This is a genomic window from Burkholderia cepacia GG4, from assembly GCF_000292915.1.
In the GTDB taxonomy this organism is placed as follows: domain Bacteria; phylum Pseudomonadota; class Gammaproteobacteria; order Burkholderiales; family Burkholderiaceae; genus Burkholderia; species Burkholderia cepacia_D.
The window spans coordinates 877,982-897,423 of sequence record NC_018514.1 but is presented as its reverse complement, the minus strand read 5'-3'; the positions used below and the strand labels follow the sequence as shown (position 1 = coordinate 897,423).

Annotated in this window: 17 protein-coding genes and 1 pseudogene; 6 read left to right on the top strand and 12 right to left on the bottom strand. The window is 67.4% G+C overall.

Annotation, left to right across the window (positions count from 1 at the left end; genetic code table 11):
• Positions 1-46 precede the first annotated feature (46 nt).
• Complete coding sequence (locus tag GEM_RS19805) at positions 47-550, bottom strand: periplasmic heavy metal sensor (protein WP_014899154.1); 504 nt, start codon at positions 548-550, stop codon at positions 47-49.
• Positions 551-642: 92 nt separating this feature from the next.
• Here GEM_RS19805 and GEM_RS19800 point away from each other — a divergent pair.
• A pseudogene (locus GEM_RS19800) lies at positions 643-1,695 on the top strand (RNA-guided endonuclease InsQ/TnpB family protein).
• A 13-nt stretch (positions 1,696-1,708) separates the two neighbouring features.
• Here the strand turns inward: GEM_RS19800 and GEM_RS19795 are convergent.
• From GEM_RS19795 to GEM_RS19780, 3 genes are all read right to left on the bottom strand, one after another.
• On the bottom strand, positions 1,709-2,128 hold the full coding sequence (locus GEM_RS19795; protein WP_014899152.1) for a hypothetical protein: 420 nt from the start codon (positions 2,126-2,128) through the stop codon (positions 1,709-1,711).
• Positions 2,125-2,880: an RNA polymerase sigma factor gene (locus GEM_RS19790; protein WP_080599450.1), complete on the bottom strand. Its 756-nt coding sequence runs from the start codon at positions 2,878-2,880 to the stop codon at positions 2,125-2,127. The genes GEM_RS19795 and GEM_RS19790 overlap by 4 nt, the downstream gene beginning before the upstream one ends.
• A gap of 217 nt (positions 2,881-3,097) precedes the next feature.
• A complete protein-coding gene (locus tag GEM_RS19780) occupies positions 3,098-3,397 on the bottom strand; it encodes a YXWGXW repeat-containing protein (protein WP_014899149.1) in 300 nt (99 codons plus the stop codon).
• A gap of 293 nt (positions 3,398-3,690) precedes the next feature.
• On the opposite strand from GEM_RS19780, the gene GEM_RS19775 reads away from it, so the two are divergent.
• Entirely contained in the window at positions 3,691-5,376 is a 1,686-nt protein-coding gene (locus tag GEM_RS19775; RefSeq protein ID WP_014899148.1) for a purple acid phosphatase family protein, read from the top strand.
• Between the two features lie 152 nt (positions 5,377-5,528).
• Here the strand turns inward: GEM_RS19775 and GEM_RS19770 are convergent, their stop codons facing one another.
• Entirely contained in the window at positions 5,529-6,161 is a 633-nt protein-coding gene (locus GEM_RS19770) for a LysE family translocator (RefSeq protein ID WP_014899147.1), read from the bottom strand.
• Positions 6,162-6,285: 124 nt separating this feature from the next.
• The gene (locus tag GEM_RS19765; protein WP_014899146.1) at positions 6,286-7,182 is read right to left on the bottom strand and encodes a LysR family transcriptional regulator; all 897 of its coding nucleotides are present in this window, start codon (positions 7,180-7,182) and stop codon (positions 6,286-6,288) included.
• Positions 7,183-7,512: 330 nt separating this feature from the next.
• On the opposite strand from GEM_RS19765, the gene GEM_RS19760 reads away from it, so the two are divergent.
• The 3 genes from GEM_RS19760 (at position 7,513) to GEM_RS19745 (ending at position 9,682) form a co-directional block, all read left to right on the top strand.
• On the top strand, positions 7,513-8,361 hold the full coding sequence (locus tag GEM_RS19760; protein ID WP_014899145.1) for a sulfite exporter TauE/SafE family protein: 849 nt from the start codon (positions 7,513-7,515) through the stop codon (positions 8,359-8,361).
• A gap of 485 nt (positions 8,362-8,846) precedes the next feature.
• Positions 8,847-9,107 carry a hypothetical protein gene (locus GEM_RS19750; protein ID WP_006760082.1) on the top strand — a complete coding sequence of 87 codons (261 nt, stop codon included), beginning with the start codon at positions 8,847-8,849 and terminating at the stop codon, positions 9,105-9,107.
• A gap of 275 nt (positions 9,108-9,382) precedes the next feature.
• Positions 9,383-9,682 carry a DUF4148 domain-containing protein gene (locus GEM_RS19745; protein ID WP_014899144.1) on the top strand — a complete coding sequence of 100 codons (300 nt, stop codon included), beginning with the start codon at positions 9,383-9,385 and terminating at the stop codon, positions 9,680-9,682.
• A 99-nt stretch (positions 9,683-9,781) separates the two neighbouring features.
• On the opposite strand, the gene GEM_RS19740 is transcribed toward GEM_RS19745, so the two are convergent.
• The 6 genes from GEM_RS19740 to GEM_RS19715 all read right to left on the bottom strand — a co-directional run bounded on the left by GEM_RS19740 (position 9,782) and on the right by GEM_RS19715 (position 18,432).
• Positions 9,782-11,557: a diguanylate cyclase domain-containing protein gene (locus GEM_RS19740; protein WP_014899143.1), complete on the bottom strand. Its 1,776-nt coding sequence runs from the start codon at positions 11,555-11,557 to the stop codon at positions 9,782-9,784.
• Positions 11,554-12,687, bottom strand: coding sequence for an extracellular solute-binding protein (locus GEM_RS19735; RefSeq protein WP_014899142.1), 1,134 nt, complete (start codon positions 12,685-12,687; stop codon positions 11,554-11,556). Before GEM_RS19735 ends, GEM_RS19740 begins: the two co-directional genes overlap by 4 nt.
• A gap of 190 nt (positions 12,688-12,877) precedes the next feature.
• Complete coding sequence (locus tag GEM_RS19730) at positions 12,878-14,461, bottom strand: aldehyde dehydrogenase (NADP(+)) (protein ID WP_014899141.1); 1,584 nt, start codon at positions 14,459-14,461, stop codon at positions 12,878-12,880.
• An 87-nt stretch (positions 14,462-14,548) separates the two neighbouring features.
• A complete protein-coding gene (locus GEM_RS19725; protein ID WP_014899140.1) occupies positions 14,549-15,481 on the bottom strand; it encodes a dihydrodipicolinate synthase family protein in 933 nt (310 codons plus the stop codon).
• Between the two features lie 31 nt (positions 15,482-15,512).
• On the bottom strand, positions 15,513-17,087 hold the full coding sequence (locus GEM_RS19720; RefSeq protein WP_014899139.1) for a UxaA family hydrolase: 1,575 nt from the start codon (positions 17,085-17,087) through the stop codon (positions 15,513-15,515).
• Positions 17,088-17,118: 31 nt separating this feature from the next.
• Positions 17,119-18,432 carry an MFS transporter gene (locus tag GEM_RS19715; RefSeq protein WP_014899138.1) on the bottom strand — a complete coding sequence of 438 codons (1,314 nt, stop codon included), beginning with the start codon at positions 18,430-18,432 and terminating at the stop codon, positions 17,119-17,121.
• A 264-nt stretch (positions 18,433-18,696) separates the two neighbouring features.
• Between GEM_RS19715 and GEM_RS19710 the strand changes: the two genes are divergently transcribed.
• Positions 18,697-19,428: a GntR family transcriptional regulator gene (locus tag GEM_RS19710; RefSeq protein WP_148283869.1), complete on the top strand. Its 732-nt coding sequence runs from the start codon at positions 18,697-18,699 to the stop codon at positions 19,426-19,428.
• The last annotated feature ends 14 nt before the right edge of the window (positions 19,429-19,442 follow it).

Below are 19,442 nucleotides of genomic sequence, written 5' to 3'. Positions count from 1 at the left end.
TACCGATTCTCGAACATGGCGCGTCGTCACGCAACGCGACTTGCGCTTACTGACTCTCCGCCGTGTCGCGCTTCTTCTGAAACTTCGCCGGCAGCCGCCAGTTCCCGCTACGCCGCAATCCGTCGACGAACTTCGCGCGCTCGTCCGGCGTCAGCGTCGCCGCGAAATCGACGACACTGCGCTCGACCTGCCCGCGCAACGCACTATCGGCCGCCCGCGTCCGATCGAGCGCGGCGTCGATCGCCGCACGATCGAGCTGCGGCGCCGCCAGCAGATCCAGCACCGTGACGCGCCCGTCACGCCCCTCTCGTGCGAAATCCCGACCGTCCTTGCGTGCCGCCTTCAGCGCTGCCGCGAACGCCTGCTGACGCGCATCGGACAATTCGTCCGCGGCGAACCGCAACGCCGTACGCTGCCCAGACATCCCGGCCCCATGCAGGTCACGATGTGTCGAGAACCACTGATACGCGCCGCCGCCGATCGCGCCGAGCATGAACACGTTCAGTACAACGGAGCCGACGAGGACCAATTTCCACCCGCGTTCATTCATCGGAATTTGCTCCAGAAATCCCCGCCATTGTTGGCAGGAAGGAAAGGCGTACGGTTGACATGCAGCTTCTTCCACGGGTTAGCATGACCGGCATGATTCTTGTCTATCGCTACCGGGTGAAGTCGCTCAGCGGACTGCGTAACAAGCAGAGCCGTGCGGTGAACTTCGTCTGGAACTTCTGCAACGACACGCAGAAGCACGCGCTCAAGTTGAGCAAGAAGTGGCCGACGGGTTTTGACCTGAACATGCTCACCTCCGGCAGCAGCAAGGAACTCGGCATTCACTCCGGCACGGTCAACGCCACATGCGAGCAATACGCGAAGTCGCGCAGTCAGCGCCGTCGGCCCTACCTGCGCTATCGCGGCAGGAAATCGATTGGTCGGGTACCGCTGAAGGGCCGCGACCTGAAGCGCGAAGGCGACGCGTTCCGTTGCGCCGGCAACACCTTTCGCGTGTTCAACAGCCGACCGCTTCCCGAAGGCAAGATCAAGGACGGAACCAACTTTGCGCAGGACGGGCGCGGCAACTGGTTCCTGAATATCGTGATCGAGATACCCGATGTTCAGGCCCGACCGATCCGTTCCGGTGTCGGCATCGACCTCGGTCTGAAAGACTTCGCCGCACTTTCGACCGGCGAGAAACTGCCGAACGACCGGTTCGGCCGACGCGCGGCGTAAAAGCTCGCGAAAACTCAGCGGGCGAGAAAGCACAAACGACATATCGCGAAGCTGCATGCGAAGGTGGCGAACGCCCGCGCCGATTTCCAGCACAAGCTCGCGCTCAATTTGGTGCGGCGGTTCGATTACATCGCGGTCGGCAACGTGTCGGCCGCCAAACTCGCCAAGACCAGGCTGGGGAAAAGCGTCTACGACGCATCCTGGTCGTCTTTCCGAAACAAGCTCCGTTACAAGGCGATCGCGCACGGAGCCACGTTCGAGGAGGTGGACGAAAGCGGTTCTACCCAGTCCTGCTCGTCGTGCGGATCGAAAGACAGCGCGGCACGGCCGAAAGGTATCGCGGGGCTGCGAATAAGGGAATGGACGTGCAGTGGCTGTGGTGTCGTGCATGATCGTGATACCAATGCAGCGCTAAACATGCTCCGATGCGGACGTGCATCGCCAGTTGCGGGAATCCTCCGCCTGTAGGCGGAGGCGGACGTCAATCGTCTCCTCCGTCGATGCTCGGGCCGCCGAACGTCGTCGTCAGATAGCCGGGTTCGTGCTGCGCGATCGGCGCGCTGCCGAGCATCAGCATCGACACGGCCACGGCGCCCGCCAGCGCACCGGCCAACCCGACGCCCGCGAACGCCGCGCCCGACCACCACACTTTTCCGCGCCGCCGCGCACGCTGCGGCGCGGGCGCCGACGCGACGATCCGCTCGACCAGCGCCGCCGCAGGCGGCCCGACCGCGTCCTGTGCGAGCCATGCATCGAGCTCGGCGGCATCGTCGAGCGCCGCCAGTGCGTCGCGCGGATGCGCGTGCGCCCACGCTTCGGCCGCCGCGCGCTCGGCTTGCGGCCAGCGCCGCGCATCGCAGCCGTACGCGGCGACGATGGTACGGAATCGTTCGGGTGTCATCGCTTGTCCTCGCTAGGTGGGTCGCCGGCCAGTTGCGCGCGCAAATTGCGCCTCGCGCGCGCGAGCAGGCTTTCCAGCGCATCGACGGTGATGCCCATCAGGTTGGCCGCTTCAACATTCGACATTTCCTGATAGTACTGGAGCACGAGCGCTTCCCGCTGCCTGGGCGGCAACGCGGCGAGCGCCTGGCGCACGCGCGCGTCACGCGAGCGCAGCTCCGCGTGCGCGGCCGGCTCGGGTTGCGAGTCGGGCACGTCGGGCAGCGCGTCGACCGGCTCCTCGCGCCGTCCGCGCAAGCGGTCGTAGCAGAGGTTCAGCACGACGCGATGCAGCCATGTGTCGAAGCGCGCTTCGCCTTCCCGCCAGCGCGGCGCGTGATTCCAGATCCGCAAGAAGGTTTCCTGCGCAACGTCTTCGGCTTCGGTCCGGTCGCCGAGCAGGCGCGTCGCGAGCGCAAGCAAGCGCGGCAGCTTGCGTGCGACGAGCACGCGCACGGCCGACGCGTCGCGCGCGCCGACCCGCGCGACGAGTTCCGCGTCCGGATCGCCGTCGCTCAACGCGTGCTGCTCCGCAACGCGCTGCGCGCACGCCGCATGCTGCGGGCGGGCGTGCCCGCCGTCCGGCTGAAGCTCATCGTCGTGCCCTCCTTGCCTGCATCGGGCCTGCGCCGCACGGCGCGATGCCGACGCTGCGGCGACGCGTGGCGCGCGGTCGGTCCTGTCGGTTTCATCGACATCCGGTTCGAACGGCATCTCGATCCTGTCGATCGCCCGCCGGCCGGCTCGATCAATATACGACGACCGGCGCGGGCCGGTAATAGACCGGACGCGCCGGTACCACGACGCAGCCGGCCAGCACGACGGCCACGGCTGCCACGATCAAGATGGCTCGGAAACGCATGGTTCGCCTCATGACGTTGCGTGGAACTCCCGCCGCGCACACGCTGCGCGTTGCGCGGCAACCTGCCCGTCACGCCCAGTGACCCGGCACCCAGCGCCAGTTGGGACCACGCGCGGCCCAATGTCCGGGTGCCCAGTGATAACCAGCACGAACCACCTGCCAGTGTCCCGGGATCCACACGTAGCGGCCCTGCCGCCAGTGCCAGTGCCCCTGGTCCCACACGTAGCCCGCGCGCGGCGCCGGCATGACTTCGACGCGCGCCGGCGGCGGTGCGACAGGCGCGACGATGACGGCCTGCGCGAATACGGCGGACGTCGCCAGCGCAGCCGCGCATCCGGCGGCGAATCGCAATAAAACAGAAAGATTCATGAAAGACTCCAAAGCGTCGTGTATCGGCTGGAAGCGGCCGTTCATGCTTTAAACGACGCAGGTGGAGGAAATCCGTCGCGACGCGTGCAAATAAATTCCGGCCGTGTCGGCAACACTGCGCACCTCGACACATGCGACCCATGCATCGATCACCGCCTGTCACAACCCGGCAAAACTGCGCTTCGACAATGCGTGTCACCGGGATCCCGCTCGTTTCCGGCCCACGCCCCGGACGCGCTCGCGCACGGCCGGGCGGTTCCGCATCTCGCGTATCACTCAACGAAAATACGATCATGTCGAACCAGGACAACTTCCCCGCCGATTCGAACGAGCCGGCCGCTTCCGTATCACGTCGCGGCTTCCTGAAACTGGCCGGCGTATCCGGCCTCGCCACCGCCGCGGGCGGGCTCGCGGCCGCCCGTGCCGCCGGGTCGAACCCGGACGGCACGCCCGAGCAGGTGCACCTGACGTGGGGCAGCGACCCGACGTCCGAAGTCGCGATCTCATGGGCGTCGCCCGCGCCGGCCGTCAACCCGCGCGCGCGCATCGTCGCCGACGGCGAGCCGGCGCGCACCGTGCACGGCGTGCAGCGCCTCTACACCGATGGCCTGAACGGCGAGACGGTGTTCACGTACCACGCGCGCGTGCACGGGCTGAAGCCGAACACGCAATACCGCTACGAACTGACGGCCGACAACGACAGCAACGCCGCGCAGCCGTTCTCCGCGACCTTCACGACCGCGCCGCGCGGGCGCTCACCGTTCCGCTTCACGAGCTACGGCGACCTCGCGACGCCAAACGGCGCGTGGGTACTGTCGTCGCCGCAAAGCCGCTTCGCGGTGCAGGCCGTCGAGCAGTTCCAGCCGCTGTTCCACCTGCTTAACGGCGACCTCTGCTACGCGAACCTGAACCCCGCGCATCAGCCGGAAGTGTGGCGCGACTTCGGCAACAACAACCAGACGTCGGCCGCGAATCGCCCGTGGATGCCCTGCCCCGGCAATCACGAAATCGAGTTCAACAACGGTCCGCAGGGGCTCGACTCGTATCTCGCACGCTATACGCTGCCCGAGAACGGCACGCGCTTCCCGGGCCGCTGGTACAGCTTCCGCGTGAGCTCGGTGCTGTTCATCTCGCTCGACGCCGACGACGTCGTGTATCAGGATGCGGCCGCGTTCGTCGGCGGCCCGAATCCGCTGGTGCCGGCCGCGAGCACCGGCCGCGCGCCGATCGACCCGGGCACGTCGTTCTACGTGCGTGGCTACAGCAATGGCGAGCAGACGCGCTGGCTCGAGCACACGCTGCGTCACGCATCACACGACGACGACATCGACTGGATCGTCGTGCAGATGCACCAGGACGCGCTGAGTTCGTCGAAGACGGGCAACGGATCGGACAAGGGCATCCGCGAGGCATGGCTGCCGCTGTTCGACCGCTACGGCGTCGACCTCGTGCTGTGCGGCCACGATCACGACTACGAGCGCAGCTACCCGGTGCGCGGCTGCAATCACCGCGCGGGCGTCGATGCCGCGACCGGCGAAGTGGTCGAAACGCTGCAGCCGCGTCCGGTCGGGACGACCGATCCGGACCGCACGACGTTCGACACGAGCCACGGCACGATCCACCTGATCCTCGGCGGCGGCGGCACCAGCGCACCGCTCGACGTGTACGGCGAGAACCCGGCAACCGGCTATGCACAGGCAAAGGTCTTCACGAAGCCGAACCGCCCGGTGCCGGGCACGGCGGCGAACACGTTCGTGCGCAAGCCGGCCGATGCGCTCGAGGACGCGATCTGGTCCGCGCGCCGCGACACGGGCACGGGGTACGGGATCGCCGTGTTCGACCACGATCCGGGCAAGCCGGGCGGGCACACGACGATCACGATGCGCTACTACCACGCGCCGGGCGCCGATCAGCACCCGACCGCGCAGTACGAGCTGTTCGAAACGATCGAGCTGAGCAAGCAGCGACGCGAACACTGATGCGCCGGTCGCCCGCTGCGCGTGAACGCGCGGCGGGCGACCCGGTTTCGCTCATGCAGTATGTCGCGTGCCCAACACGCTCCACGCGCTTACGCACGCAGCGAATACGCGAGGGGCTGCTTCACGCGGATCGTCGCAAGCCGTCCCGCCGTCTAGCTGCGCGACTCCAGCGCGATACGCACGGCCAATCCCGCCAGCACCGTGCCCATCAACCAGCGCTGCGCCAGCGCCCAAACCGGCCGGCCGGCAAGAAACCCCGCGATCGCACCGGCCATGCTCGCGATCAGCGCATTGACGCTGACACTGACCGCGATCTGCACGCAGCCCAGCGCCAGCGATTGCGCGAGCACGCTGCCGTGTCCCGGTGAAATGAACTGCGGCAGCAGCGACAGATACATCACCGCGATCTTCGGGTTCGCGAGGTTCGTGACGAAACCCATCGTGAAGAGCCGCGCGCCGCTGTCATGCGGCAATTGCCGCACCTGAAACGCGGAGCGACCGCCCGGCTTGAGCGCCTGCCACGCGAGATACAACAGGTACAGCGCCCCGGAAAAGCGCAACGCGTCATATGCGTACGGCACCGTCAGCACCAGCGCGGTAATGCCGAACGCCGCGCAGAACATGTAGAACACGAACCCCAGCGCGACGCCGCCGAGCGATACCAGGCCCGCGCGGCGACCCTGGCAGATCGAGCGCGAAATCAGGTAGATCATGTTCGGGCCGGGCGTCAGGACCATGCCGAGGGATACGAGTCCGAAAGCAATCAGGGTGGGCAAGGCCGGCACGGCATTCTCCTTCTGGGCGACGAAGTCAGGGACAAGTGACGAACAATGTATTGCATGTCATCGAATGCCGGCATGAATAAAATTCAAGCCCTGCATGCACGCGTTTCATTGCCCTGCCCGCCCGCTACTTGCCCTTGTTCGCGCGTGCCTGGAGCGCCTTCCCCGCCTTGACGCGCTGTGCGTCGACCAGCTTCACGAACGCATCGGCGATCGCGTTGCCGGTCGCGTTCCACGCCAGCCGCACTGAACGATGCAGCTTCGGCGACAGCTCCAGCACGCGACCGCCGAACCGCGTGTACGTGAGCGTGATGCGCGGGACGATCGACACGCCCATTCCGGCCTCCGCCATCGACAGAATGGTCCGCATCTCGACCACATTGAACGCGGCCTGAAGCGTCGCGCCGCCGCGGGCGAAGTAATCGGCGATCACCGGCCCGCAACCGGCCTTCGAGAAAATGAACGGCATCGCGGACAACCGTTGCGCCGACACGCTCTTGCGGCCGTCGAACATGCCGTCCGCAGCCACCGCGACGAAATCCTCGTCGAGCAGCGGCAAATTGTTCGCGAACGTCTTCGTGCCGGCCACCACGCCGATGTCGGCGGTACCGTCGTCGATCCAGCCTTCGACTTCCGCGTCCGTGCCTTCGAGCAACACCGCCGTCACGCCCTCATGCGCCTGTTTCAACGCCTCGAGCGCAGGTACGACGAACGCCAGCGATACGCTCGGCAGCGACGCCACCACCAGCCGCCCTTCGAGCTTGCCGCGCGACAGGCTGAACTGCTGGCGCAGCGCCTGCGCTTCCCGCACGACGCTCTGCACGTACGGCCACAGGCGTTCGCCCGCGGCGGTCAGGACGACCGGCTGGCGGTCGCGCAACAGCAGCTTGACCTCGGTGATGTCCTCCAGTTCGGTCAACGCGTGACTGATCGCAGATTGACTGCGACTGAGCCGCTCGGCCGCGGCCGTCAGCGAGCCGAGTTCGACGACGGCCGCCAGGGCCTGCAACTGGGCAAGCGTCATCGTGCCTCCTGGTTTCGGTGCATGTATTTTCCACATGATAGGGTGAGTCGTCATGAATTGTATTGAACCGGCGCAGCGATCGGCGACATCCCCGATGTCCCGCGCCGCGGTCGGGTAAGATTCAGCCTCGAACCGGGGCGAACCCTGCCGACGTCGCGCTCGCCTGTGCGTGCGAACCCGGCGGCGGCCCCCATCGGAAACCGGCCGCCGGGCACTGCAACCGGGCGACCGGATCAACCCAAAACCAAACAACAGCGTGCGAAGCCGCACGCGCCGGCGACGCGCGACGTCGATCGCATCCGCCGCCGGTTATATCCCGACCTGCTCCCGATGATTCATCTCGATCTGACTGAAGGTGTGTTGGTTTCCAGCCTGCACGGGCTCGCCCTGCTGGACCTCGCCGGCATCGCCGTCGCGCTGCTGCTCGGCGGGATGGTCAAGGGGATCACGGGCATCGGCGTCCCGCTGGTGGCCATGCCGATCCTCAGCCAGTTCCTGCCGATCCGGCATGCGGTGCTGCTGCTGTCGATGCCGATCATCCTCGGCAACATTCCGCAGGCGCTGGAAGGCGGCGAAGTGCTGGCGACCGCCCGGAAGATCGCCGCGCCGATCGCAGGCACCGTGTTCGGCAACGTCGTCGGCGTCGCGATCCTCCTGTCGCTGAACGCGAGCCACGCGCAGGCCGCATCGGGCGCGCTGCTGATCGTCGCCGCGACGCTGATGCTGAGCGCACCGAAACTCAACCTGCCGTCCGTCTGGCAGAAACCCGTCGGTTTCGCGCTCGGGTTCGGCGCGGCGCTGATGGAAAGCATCGCGTCGGTGCCGGGCCCGCTGCTCGCCACCTACCTGATTTCATCGGGCGCGACCGGCCGCGCCTTCACCAAGCAGATCGCGATCATCCTCGTGGTGTCGATCGTCACGCTGATCACGACGTTCAGCGGTGCCGCGCACGCGAGCGGCGCCGACCTCGCGATTTCGGCGGCGGCCAGCCTCCCGGCCATCGCCGGCATGTGGCTCGTGCGCCCGCTGCGGGACAAGATGTCGCCGCGCATCTTCCGGATGGTCGTCCTGCTGTTCGTGCTCGTCGCGGCCGCCCAGATGATCTGGAAATCCGGCGTCTTCAGGCACGCCGCACCGCCCGTCGCCCAGGTGCAGAGCGGGCATGCGGGCACGAAATGACGTCGTCCGGACGCCGCCCCCGTCGCGCCAGCGATATCGACCCGATGGCGCGCAAGCGCGCATGGGTTCTGAAAGCTGCGAAGCGTAGTATTCGCGGCTTTGACGTACCGCGCCCGATTCCGTGAGAACCGGCAGACGCGCAGTACCGGCATTGCTACCTACCCGCCAGCCGGCCCGACGTCGGCGACGGCGCGAATTCAGAGGCGCGAAATGGAAACGTACGTATTGCTTGGCTGTGGGCTCGGCCTCGGTTTGCTGATTGCCATCTGGGGGATCTGGTCGCTCAGGTAAGCGCGCCTGTTCCGACGCAAGGAATCCGAAAGCAGAAGCACAGTGAATTGTATTCTCCGGTCAATATCACCACCCGATTGATTCGCAGTCCGACATGAACGGCACCGGGTCACGACCGATGAAGCCGGCAGCATCACGCCCGCCACGCCAATCCCCGCCCTGCCTCGTTCCCCAAGACACGTTAGACTGTCCGGATGGAACAATGCCGTTATTGCCAGAGAATCCGCGATGAATGGGATTGCCACGGGGACGAATGCCGCCGGGCGATCGCCAAGGCCCTGCGCCGGCAGCGCGCGGGCCTGCCGATGGTGCCCGATCGCATCCGCAACGAGCTGCCGTCCGGCGCGCCGACCCAGCAAGTGATCGCCGTGCTGTCGCGCCAGCGCCTGCGCGCGCGCCGCGGCAACGAGGAACGCCGCGAGCGCAAGGAAATCGACGACGCCGACGGCGTCTGATCCGGTAACACCCCCAACTCCCGCCCCCCGCCTGCCGGCGCCGCGCCACCGGGCGTCCGCCCGTGCACGACGCGTCGCCCGCGCGCCGGCCGTCGGCTTGCAAACCCTGCAACCAATAATACGGCCGAATCCGATTTATCCCGAAATTATTGCCTCGCTTGCAATGATCTTTCGCCGGAATCCACGTTTACCCTAGGTTCACCGAAGCCTACGATGTAATCAATCGCTTACGACATGGTGTCGGCAGCGAACTCAATAAAACATCGGAGGTCATCATGAAATCGCTCGTTTCCGCAGTCGTCGCCGCTGTCGCCCTGTCCGCTTCGTTCGGCGCATTCGCTCAAAGCACCGTCACCCGCGCACAAGTGCGCAACGAGCTGGTCCAGCTCGAAAATGCCGGCTACAAGCCGAGCCAGTCGAGCCCGTACTACCCGGCCGACATCCAGGCAGCCCAGGACCGCGTGCACGGCGCCGACAACAGCGGCTACGGTGCGCAGCCGGCCCCGGTCGTCCAGGGCGGTGCGCCGGCAGTGAAGGTGCAAAACGCACGCGACTCGGTCTACTTCGGCCACTAAGCCCGCCACTGCGCGCCCCGCGCGCAGTCCGCGCCATGCGACGAGCCCGTCCCGCGACGGGCTCGTCGCGTTTGCAACGCCCGCGTCGCCGCGCCGTGGTCAGCGGCTGCCGCCGGACGCGACACCGTCGGCGACGTCCATGCCGGCGCCGCCGCCCAGCAGCTCCTGGTAACGCACGCACGCGCACTGCGCGGATGCCTTCGCTGCATACATCGCCGCGTCGGCCTTGACGAGCAATTCCTCGGCCGACGCGCCGTCGGCCGGATACTCGCTGACGCCGATGCTCGCGCCCACGGCGAGATGCCGGTCGCCGAACTCGAGCTCCTCGGCCATCACGATCTGGATGCGCGACGCGATATCGCCGATCACGGCCGGCGAACGCACATCCGAAATCAGCACGATGAACTCGTCGCCGCCGAGCCGCGCGGCCATGTCGCCGTTGCGCAGCACGAGGCCCAGCCGCTTCGCGACCGCGACCAGCGTACGATCGCCGGCCGCGTGCCCGTGCTGGTCGTTGATCTGCTTGAAACGATCCAGATCGACGAACATCACGGCCAGCCCCTCCCGCACCGCGGCGGCATGCCGGATCGCGGCATCGAGGCGCTCCATGAACAACAGCCGGTTCGGCAGCCCGGTCAGCGGATCGTGGCCGGCGAGGTGCGTGAGTTCCAGTTGCTTCGCGCGCAGCATCGCGACCTGCGTGCGGATCTCGACCCGCATGCTGTCGAAACAGCGCGCGAGCACGCCGATCTCGTCCGCTCGCACGACCGGCAGCCGCTCGGCGGCCGGATCGTCGAACACGTGCGTCGCCGCGCGCGCGAGCATTTGCAGCGGCCGCGTGATCGCGCGCGCGAACAGGATCGCGAGTATCACGGCCATCAAGCTCGAGATCAGCACCATCCGGACGATCCGGTCGCCGAGCACCCCGGCCGGCGTCAGCACGTCCGTGAGCGGACGTGCCAGCCCGAGCACGACGAAGCGGGTTCCCTCGTCGTGCCCGAACGGCGTGCGCGCGAACACCAGCAATTCACCCGGCGCATCGTCGGGCCGCGCAAGGCCGTTGAGCGTCACGTTCGTGCGCGTACCGCCGAACAGCAGCCGCGTAACGGGAAAGCTGTCCTGCATCAGCACGCGCCGCCCGCGATCGAAGCCGAATATCTGCGACGGATCCGGATGGACGAGGAAATCGCCCCACTCGTTCGCGAGATACACCGCATAGTCTTGCGGCAGATCGCGCTCGAGCCGATCGAACACGCGAGACAGCTCGACGTCGACGACGAGCGCGCCGACGACCTGCCCGGACCGGTCGACGACCGGCGTGCCCACGCGCAGGATCGGCAGCCCTTCGGCCGCATGCGAACCGGTCTCGTGATTGATCACGATCGGCGACAGGTAGATATGGCCCGGCGGGGTCGCGAGCGTGTCGAATACGTAGGAAAACTGCCCTTTCTCCTGGAGCGCGCTTTCCGGCGGTACGGCGATGTCGTGCCCGTCGCGATCGACGCGAATCCGTTCGAGCCCGAAATGGTCGCGCGCGATCAGGCGGATCTGCAGGTACTCGGGGTGATTCCGCATGAAGCTGCCGTACACCTGCTCGAGCCGTGTGCGCGGCGCGCGATCGATGCCGTCGTTGCCTGCGACGAGCGCCGCCGACGGCAACTGCGCGAGCACGAGCGCATCGTCGGCAACGTCGGAGAGTGCAGTCGTAAAGCGCTGCCCGAGCAGTTGCGTCGACATCAGCAGGCTGTGCTGCGCTTCCTGCACGAGCATCGTCCGGTTCGCGTGATACGCGTAGTAGCCGGTCGTGCCGGATGCGATCACGCCGATGCACGCGAACAGTGCCGACAGCTTCGACGTGAGCCCGAACCTGATCATTTTCCGAATCGCTCCGGTCGGTCGCCCGAGACGATGCGGCCCCACAGCAACTCGCGCCGCGCGATGTCCTCGACCGGCTGGAGCCAGACGAGGTGCTGGTGCCCGGCCTCGAGACCGGGCGGCGGTTCGAGCGTGTTCGCGAGCCCCTGGCGCTCGGTCAGCAGCGCGCCGATCGCCGGTTCAAGCATGTAGTTGATCCATGCGAACGCGAGCTCGGGACGCTCCGCGCCGCGCGTGACGCCCCAGCAGTCGAGCCATGCGAGCGCACCTTCGTCCGGAATCACGTAGCCGACATCCGCGCCGGCGCGGCGCAGCTGCTCGACCTGCTGCGTGCCGTAGTTGCCGAACATCAGCGCCGCGCGATGCTGGACGAACAGCGCGGTCGCTTCTTCCGGCAGCGTGTAATACGTGAGCAGGTTGCGTCGCAGGTCGATCAGCTTGTGCGTGACGGCAAGCGTTTGCGTGGGGGACAAGTGGAACGGATCGGGATAACCGAGCGCAAGTGCGGTGAAGGAGAAATTGTGCTGCGCACTGTTGAAATCGAGCACCTTGCCGCGATAGCGCGGGTTCCAGAGTTCCAGCATCGAGCGCGGCGCGGCCGGAACCTGCTTGCGATCGTAAATCAGGCCCATCGACGAATACGTGAACGGAATCGCGTACGTCGAACCGTTGTGCACGAGGCCGCCGATCGTCGCGAGTTGCTGGAAATTCGGCAGCTGCCGCCGGCGATTCGGAATGCGCGACAGGTCGATCGGTGCGAGCAGGCCGTCGCGCGCATAGCGCTGGATCTCGGCCGTGTTGGCCGCGAGCACGTCGTACGGCGGCGGCGACGCGCTGTGCATGCGGGTCCACAGCGCTTCGTCGGAATCGACGAACGTCACCTCGACACGCACGTGAAATTGCGTCTCAAACGCGTTGACGATGTCGCGGTCCGCATAGCCGGGCCACGCGAGCACACGCAACACGCTATCGCTGAGAGTCTCGGGAGAGGTGGCCAATACGGGCACGCACAGCAAGCCCAGCGTCAACAGGACGAGCCATCGCTGCAATCGCCGGACAGCACGAAACCCGCGCCGACGCGCGTCAATTCCCCTGAACAATGGGACCCCGTATGAATAGCCCGACTGCATTCGACCGTCCTTTTTGGCGTCGACGCGTTATCGTGCAACGAGACCACAAAAAACAATGCCGTGCAATTGGAACAAGCCGTACAAATGCGTAGCGATCGTTCGACGGCGCCGGTTCCGCGAATGATCAGGCGAAAGCACGCATTGCACGTGACCGCCCAAGCGAGCGTCGCTTCGCCCGTCACGCCCCCCTTCACTCACGCACGCCGAGCCTTCCGTCGATGCTGCGCGGCACGTTCAGCGGATTGCCGTCACGCAGTGCAGCGGGCAACAACACGTCCGGAACATCCTGATAGCAGACAGGCCGCAGGAACCGGCCGATCGCGACGCTGCCGACCGACGTCGAGCGGCCGTCCGACGTCGCCGGATAGGGTCCGCCGTGCACCATCGCATGCGCGACCTCGACACCCGTACCGAAACCGTTCACGAGAATTCGTCCGGCACGCCGCTCTAGCAGCGGCATGAACGAGCGCGCGCCATCGCGATCGCGCTCGTCCAGGTGCAGCGCCACCGTGAGTTGCCCGTCGAGCTGCTCGATGAGCGCGTACATCGCATCGAGATCCCGGCACCGCACGACGAGCGACGCGGGGCCGAACACTTCGTCGTGCAGTTCAGCGTGCCGCGCAAAATCTTCCGCCCGTGTCGCGAACAGCGCCGCGCGGCCCGCATGACGGATGTCGCCGGTCGTCGCGCCATGCGCGAGCCGTTCGACGCCCGCATGTGCCGCGAGCCGCTCGACCGCCGCGTCGTACGCGGCATGGATGCCCGGCGTCAGCATCGCGGTTGCGGGCAACCCGGCCAGCGTCGCGGCGGCGCTCGCCTCGAAACGCCGCAGCGCCGGACCGTCGACGCCGAGAACCAGCCCCGGGTTCGTGCAGAACTGGCCGGTGCCGAGCGTCAGCGATGCGGCGAACGCGCGGCCGATCGCTTCCGCACGTGCTTCGAGCGCGTGCGCAAACAGCAGCACCGGATTCACGCTGCTCATCTCCGCGTACACGGGAATCGGCTGCGGCCGGGCGGCGGCGAGCGTCATCAACGCGACGCCGCCTGCGCGCGACCCGGTGAAACCCACCGCCTGGATGCGCGGGTGACGCACCAGCGCCGCGCCGACTTCGTAGCCGTCGTCGAACAGCAGCGAGAACGTGCCGTCCGGCATCCCGCATGCGTCGACAGCCTCGCGGATGGCGTGCCCGACCAGCGCCGACGTGCCCGGATGGGCCGGATGGGCCTTCACCACCACGGGGCACCCGGCCGCCAGCGCCGACGCGGTATCGCCGCCCGCCACCGAGAACGCCAGCGGAAAATTGCTCGCGCCGAACACCGCGACCGGACCGAGCGCGACGTTCTGCAGACGCAGGTCCGCGCGCGGTAGCGGTTGCCGGTCGGGTTGCGCCGGATCGATGCGGGCGCCGAGGAACGTGCCGTCCCGCACCACCTGCGCAAACATCCGCAGTTGCGCGACCGTGCGTGCGCGCTCGCCTTCGACGCGCGCGCGTGGCAGGCCGCTTTCCGCCACGCAGCGCGTGATCAGCGTGTCGCCGAGTGCCAGCACCCGATCGGCGATGGTATCGAGCAAGGTGGCGCGCTCATCGAGCGTCCTGCCGCGATAGTCATCGAACGCTTGCGACGCCAGCGTGCATGCCGCGTCGACATCCGGTGCCGACGCGCGGCCGAACACGGGATCGAGCGCGGCACCGGTGGCCGGATCGATCGCCTGGAACCCGGCCGCGCCGGCAACGCTGCGTCGACCGATCAGGGAAGCGCCGGAAATCTGCATGAATCGTCCTCGTTGAATCGTTTGAATCGTTTGAATCGGCCAATCCTGCCGCCGCGACATCGCTGGCCGCCCGGCGGCCCCGCAATCTCAGCGACCCCAGCGCAGCACGAGCGGATCGAGCGGCCGCGCGATCCGCAGCAGGCTTTCGCGCGTAGCCGGGTGCATCGCCGGCAGCGGATGACGCACGGCGTCCGACGCGATCACGCCGCCCGCCTTCATCAGCGCCTTGGCAGTCGCGATGCCGCCTTGCCGGTTCTCGTGATTGATCAGCGGCAGCCAGCGCTGGTACTGGCGCTCCGCTTCTGCGGCGTCGCCGGCCCGCCACGCATCGACGATCATACGAATGCCGTCGGGATACGCGCCGCCCGTCATCGCCCCCGTCGCACCGGCTTCGAGATCGGCCATCAGCGTGATCGCCTCTTCACCGTCCCAGGGTCCGACGATCGCGTCGCCGCCGAGCGCGATCAGTTCGCGCAGTTTCGCGGCCGCCTGCGGCACCTCGATCTTGAAGTACGACACGTTCGGAATCTCGATGGCCATCCGCGCGAGCAGCGCGGCAGGCAGGTGCGTGCCGCTCGCCGGCGCGTCCTGGATCATGATCGGGATGTCGATCGCATCGGACACGGTGCGGAAGAACTCGACGATCGCCGTCTCGCTCGCGCGAAACGTCGCGCCATGATAGGGCGGCATCACCATCACCATCGCGGCGCCCGCATCCTGCGCGCGACGGCTGCGCTGCGCACATACCGTCGTGCCGAAATGCGACGTCGTGACGATCACCGGCACCCGGCCCGCCACGTGCTCCAGCACGCAGCGCATCACGGTGTCGCGCTCGTCGTCGGCCAGCGAGAACTGCTCGGAGAAATTCGCGAGCACGCACAGGCCGTCAGAGCCCGCGTCGATCATGAAATCGACGCAGCGGCGCTGTCCGTCGAGGTCGAGGCGGCCGTCGTCGGTGAAGATCGTCGGGACGACCGGAAACACGCCGCGATAGCCGGCGGCTGAAAGGCTCGATTGCATCGGTGAAACTCCTTGCTGCGAAAAATTGAGGTCAGGTGATGGCGCCGATCTGCCAGGGCACGAATTCGTTCTGTCCGTAGCCGTGCAGCTCGCTGCGCGTCGCGTGGCCCGATGCGGCGTCGAGCATCATCCGGAACAGCGTCGCGCCGAGCGCGTCGATGCGCGCACCGCCGTCGAGCACGTCGCCGCAGTTCAGGTCGATGTCGTCCGCCTGGCGGCGCCACAGCGCGCTGTTGGTCGCAAGCTTCAGCGACGGAGTCGGCGCGCATCCATACGCGGAGCCGCGGCCCGTCGTGAAGCAGATCAGGTTCGCGCCGCCCGCGACCTGGCCGGTCGCCGAGATCGGGTCGTAGCCGGGCGTGTCCATGAACACGAGCCCTTTCGCGCGCACCGGCATCGCATACTCGTAGACGTCGACGAGATTCGTGCTGCCGGCCTTCGCGATGCCGCCGAGCGATTTCTCCAGTACGGTCGTGAGCCCGCCGGCCTTGTTGCCGGCCGACGGATTGTTGTTCATCGCCGCATGATGGCGCGCGCAGTAGTCCTCCCACCAGCGGATCCGCGCAACGAGCTTCTCGCCCACATCGCGCGACACCGCGCGGCGCGTGAGCAGGTGCTCGGCGCCGTAGATTTCCGGCGTCTCGGACAGGATCGCCGTGCCGCCGTGACGCACGAGCAGGTCGACCGCCGCGCCGAGCACCGGATTCGCGGTGATGCCCGAATAGCCGTCGGAGCCGCCGCACTGCAGGCCGACCGTCAGGTGGCTCGCGCTCACCGGCTCGCGCCGCACGTCGTTCGCGGCAGCGAGCATCGACTCGACGAGCGCGATGCCCTTCTCGATCGTCTTGCGCGTGCCGCCGCTGTCCTGGATCGTGAAGGTGCGCAGCCGCGCGTGCTCGGCCAGCCCCTGCGTCTCGAGCAAGCGCGGGATCTGGTTGGTTTCGCAGCCGAGCCCGATCACGAGCACCGACGCGAAATTCGGGTGGCACGCGTAGCCACCGAGCGTGCGCTGCAGGATCGCGAGCGCGTCGCCGTCAGGGTCGACCGCGCAGCCGACTCCATGCGTCAGCGCGACGACGCCGTCGACGTTCGGATACGCGGCGAGCGCATCCGGATGGATGTCCCGGCGGAAATGATCGGCGATCGCACGCGCCACCGTCGCCGAGCAGTTCACGGAGGTCAGGATGCCGATGTAATTGCGGGTGGCGACCCGGCCATCCTCGCGCACGATGCCGTCGAAGGTCGCACGCTGCACGTCGGGCACGAAATCGGTTACATGCGCGCCTGCGCCGAACGCGTAGTCCCGCGCGAACTCGCCCATGTCGAGGTTGTGCGTATGGACGTGCTGGCCGGGCCGGATCGGCTGGCTCGCGAAGCCGATGATCTGGCCGTAGCGACGCACGGGTGCACCGGCGTCGAGCGCGCGCGTCGCGACCTTGTGGCCGGCCGGGATCAGCCCGGCGACGGTCACGCCTTCGTCGTCGATGCGCGTGCCGCCCACGAGCTGTTCGACGACGACGACGACGTCGTCGTCGGGATGGAGCCGGATCGTGCGCGCGCGCGGCACGGCCGGCGCCGGCTGGGTTTCGATGGAAAGGGACGACATGGTGGTTTCCGGTTGGATCAGGCGACGGGCATCAGTCGAGGCCGCGGTCGCGGTAGTCGATGAGGCTCGCGCAGACCGCCAGGCCGAATGCGGCCACGACGAAGAACATCAGCGCGAGGAAATAGGTGCCGGTGAATTGCACGATGAGGCCGATCAGGATCGGCACGATGACGCCGACGATGTTGCCGCTGAAGTTCATCGCACCGGCCAGCAGGCCCGCACGGGACTGGCCGCCGAGCGTGGCGGGCACGCCCCAGAACATCCCGCACCAGCGAATGAAGAACAGCGCGATCGACAGCAGCACGACGACGCTGACGAGCCCCGTCGCGAAGCTCACCGCGAGAATCGCCGCGGCGGAGACGAAACCCGCGACCGAGAACATCGAGCGCATCACGCGGTTCGGGGCGCCGCCGGCCGCGCGCCATTTGTCGGCGACCCAGCCGCCGAACAGCTCGCCAATGAAGCCGCACATGAAGATGATGAACGTCGCGCCGCCCATCTGCTTCAGGTCGAAGCCGTGCGCCTTGTGCAGGTAGCTCGGCATCCACGTCATCAGCCCGTAGAACACGCTGTTGTAGCAGGCCCAGCTCGCGAACATGAACAGCACGGAGCGGTCGCGCAGCAGTTCGCGGAACGGCACGCTCGGCTTCGGCTCGCCCGTGCGCGCCGCCGCCGCATGCGCGGTCACGTGCTCCAGTTCGGCCGCATTCACGCCCGCATGCTCCGACGGGTGATTGCGGATGTACCACCACGCCGCGGTGCCGACCACGATCGTGCCCACGCCCGCGACGACGAAGGCCAGCCGCCACGAGCCGAGGCCTGCGATCAGCGCGGTGATGATGATCGCGCCGCACGCCGAGCCGAGCGGCGCACCGCCGTCGAGCAGCGCCGCGCCGCGACCGCGTTCGGACGGTGTGAGCCACGAGCCCGCGAGCTTCGCGCCGGCGGGCATGATCGGCGATTCGGCGATGCCGAGCCCGAGCCGCGTCAGCAGCAGCGGCACCCAGCTGAAGCAGGCGGCCGCGACCGCCTGGCATGCGCCCCACCCGATCGTGGCGAGGCCGACGATCGTGCGCGCCTTGAAGCGGTCGACCAGCAGCCCGCTCGGAATCTGCATCAGCGCGTAGGTCCAGAAGAACGCGCTCAGCAACACGCCCTCCATCGCTGGCGACAGGCTGAATTCGGTCGAGATGATCGGCAGCGCGACCGACAGCGACGCGCGATCGATGTAATTGATCGACGACAGCAACAGCAGCAGCCAGAAAATCCGCCAGCGCACGGCGGTTGGCGCGGCCGCCGGGGCATGGGCCGTCTGGCGTGGTCCGGCGGAATCTTCGATATGCATGCCTGTCTCCTGAGGGGATGGTCGCCGGCCGTGCTTTCCTTCACAAGCCGGCCAACTAATATATTAGTTGGCGATTATAGAGATGCAGCCTGCCGTCGTCACCGGGGTAAACCCGTCCGTCAGGACCGGGCCGGCCTATCGAATTGCCGTGCGACCTGCCGAAAACGATTCGTGCACTAATATACTGATCGACCGGTACCTGCCCGCCCGCATCGGAGTGCGGCGCGCATGCGTGCCAGCTGCCTGCCACCCTCTTGCCGATTTATGAAGTCAGAACCCACCGTCCAGGACGCCTTCATCGCCCGCCTGATCCCTGCCGCCTTCGCGCTGGACCGCTCGAAGGCGCTGTCCGTGCAGATTCACGCGCTGCTGCGCGACGCGATCGTGACGATGACGCTGCACCCGAACGACGTGATCTATGAACGTGCGATCGCCGAAGCGCTCGGCGTGTCGCGCACGCCCGTGCGCGAGGCCCTGCTGCAGCTTGCGCGCGAGGAACTCGTGCTGATCGCCGCGCAGTCGGGCACCTTCGTCGCGCCGGTGAAGCGCGAACAGTTCGCCGAGAGCGCCCTGATCCGCAAGGTGCTGGAAACCGCCGCGATCCGCCGCGCGGCCGAGATCATCAGCGCGCGCGAGCTCGAGCAGCTGCACGACATCCAGGAAGCGCACCGGCGCGCGATCGCGCGCGGCAACGCGGTCGCCGCGATCGCGTGCGACAACGCGTTTCATGCGACCGTCAGCGCGGCCGCGCGGCTGCCGCGCGTGCAGCAGCTCGTCGAAATCGTGCGCGCGCCGATCGACCGCGTGCGGCATGTGACCGTGCGCGACCCGGTGGTCGGCGAAGTCACGCTCGCACAGCACCAGAAGCTGCTCGAGGCACTCGAACGTCACGATGCCGACGCGGCCGAACGTGCGCTGCACGAGCACCTCGACGACGCGTACGCCCGGCAGCAGCGCGCGTACGACGCCAATGTCGCGCTGTTCGAAGGTTCGTGAACGGCACCCGGCGC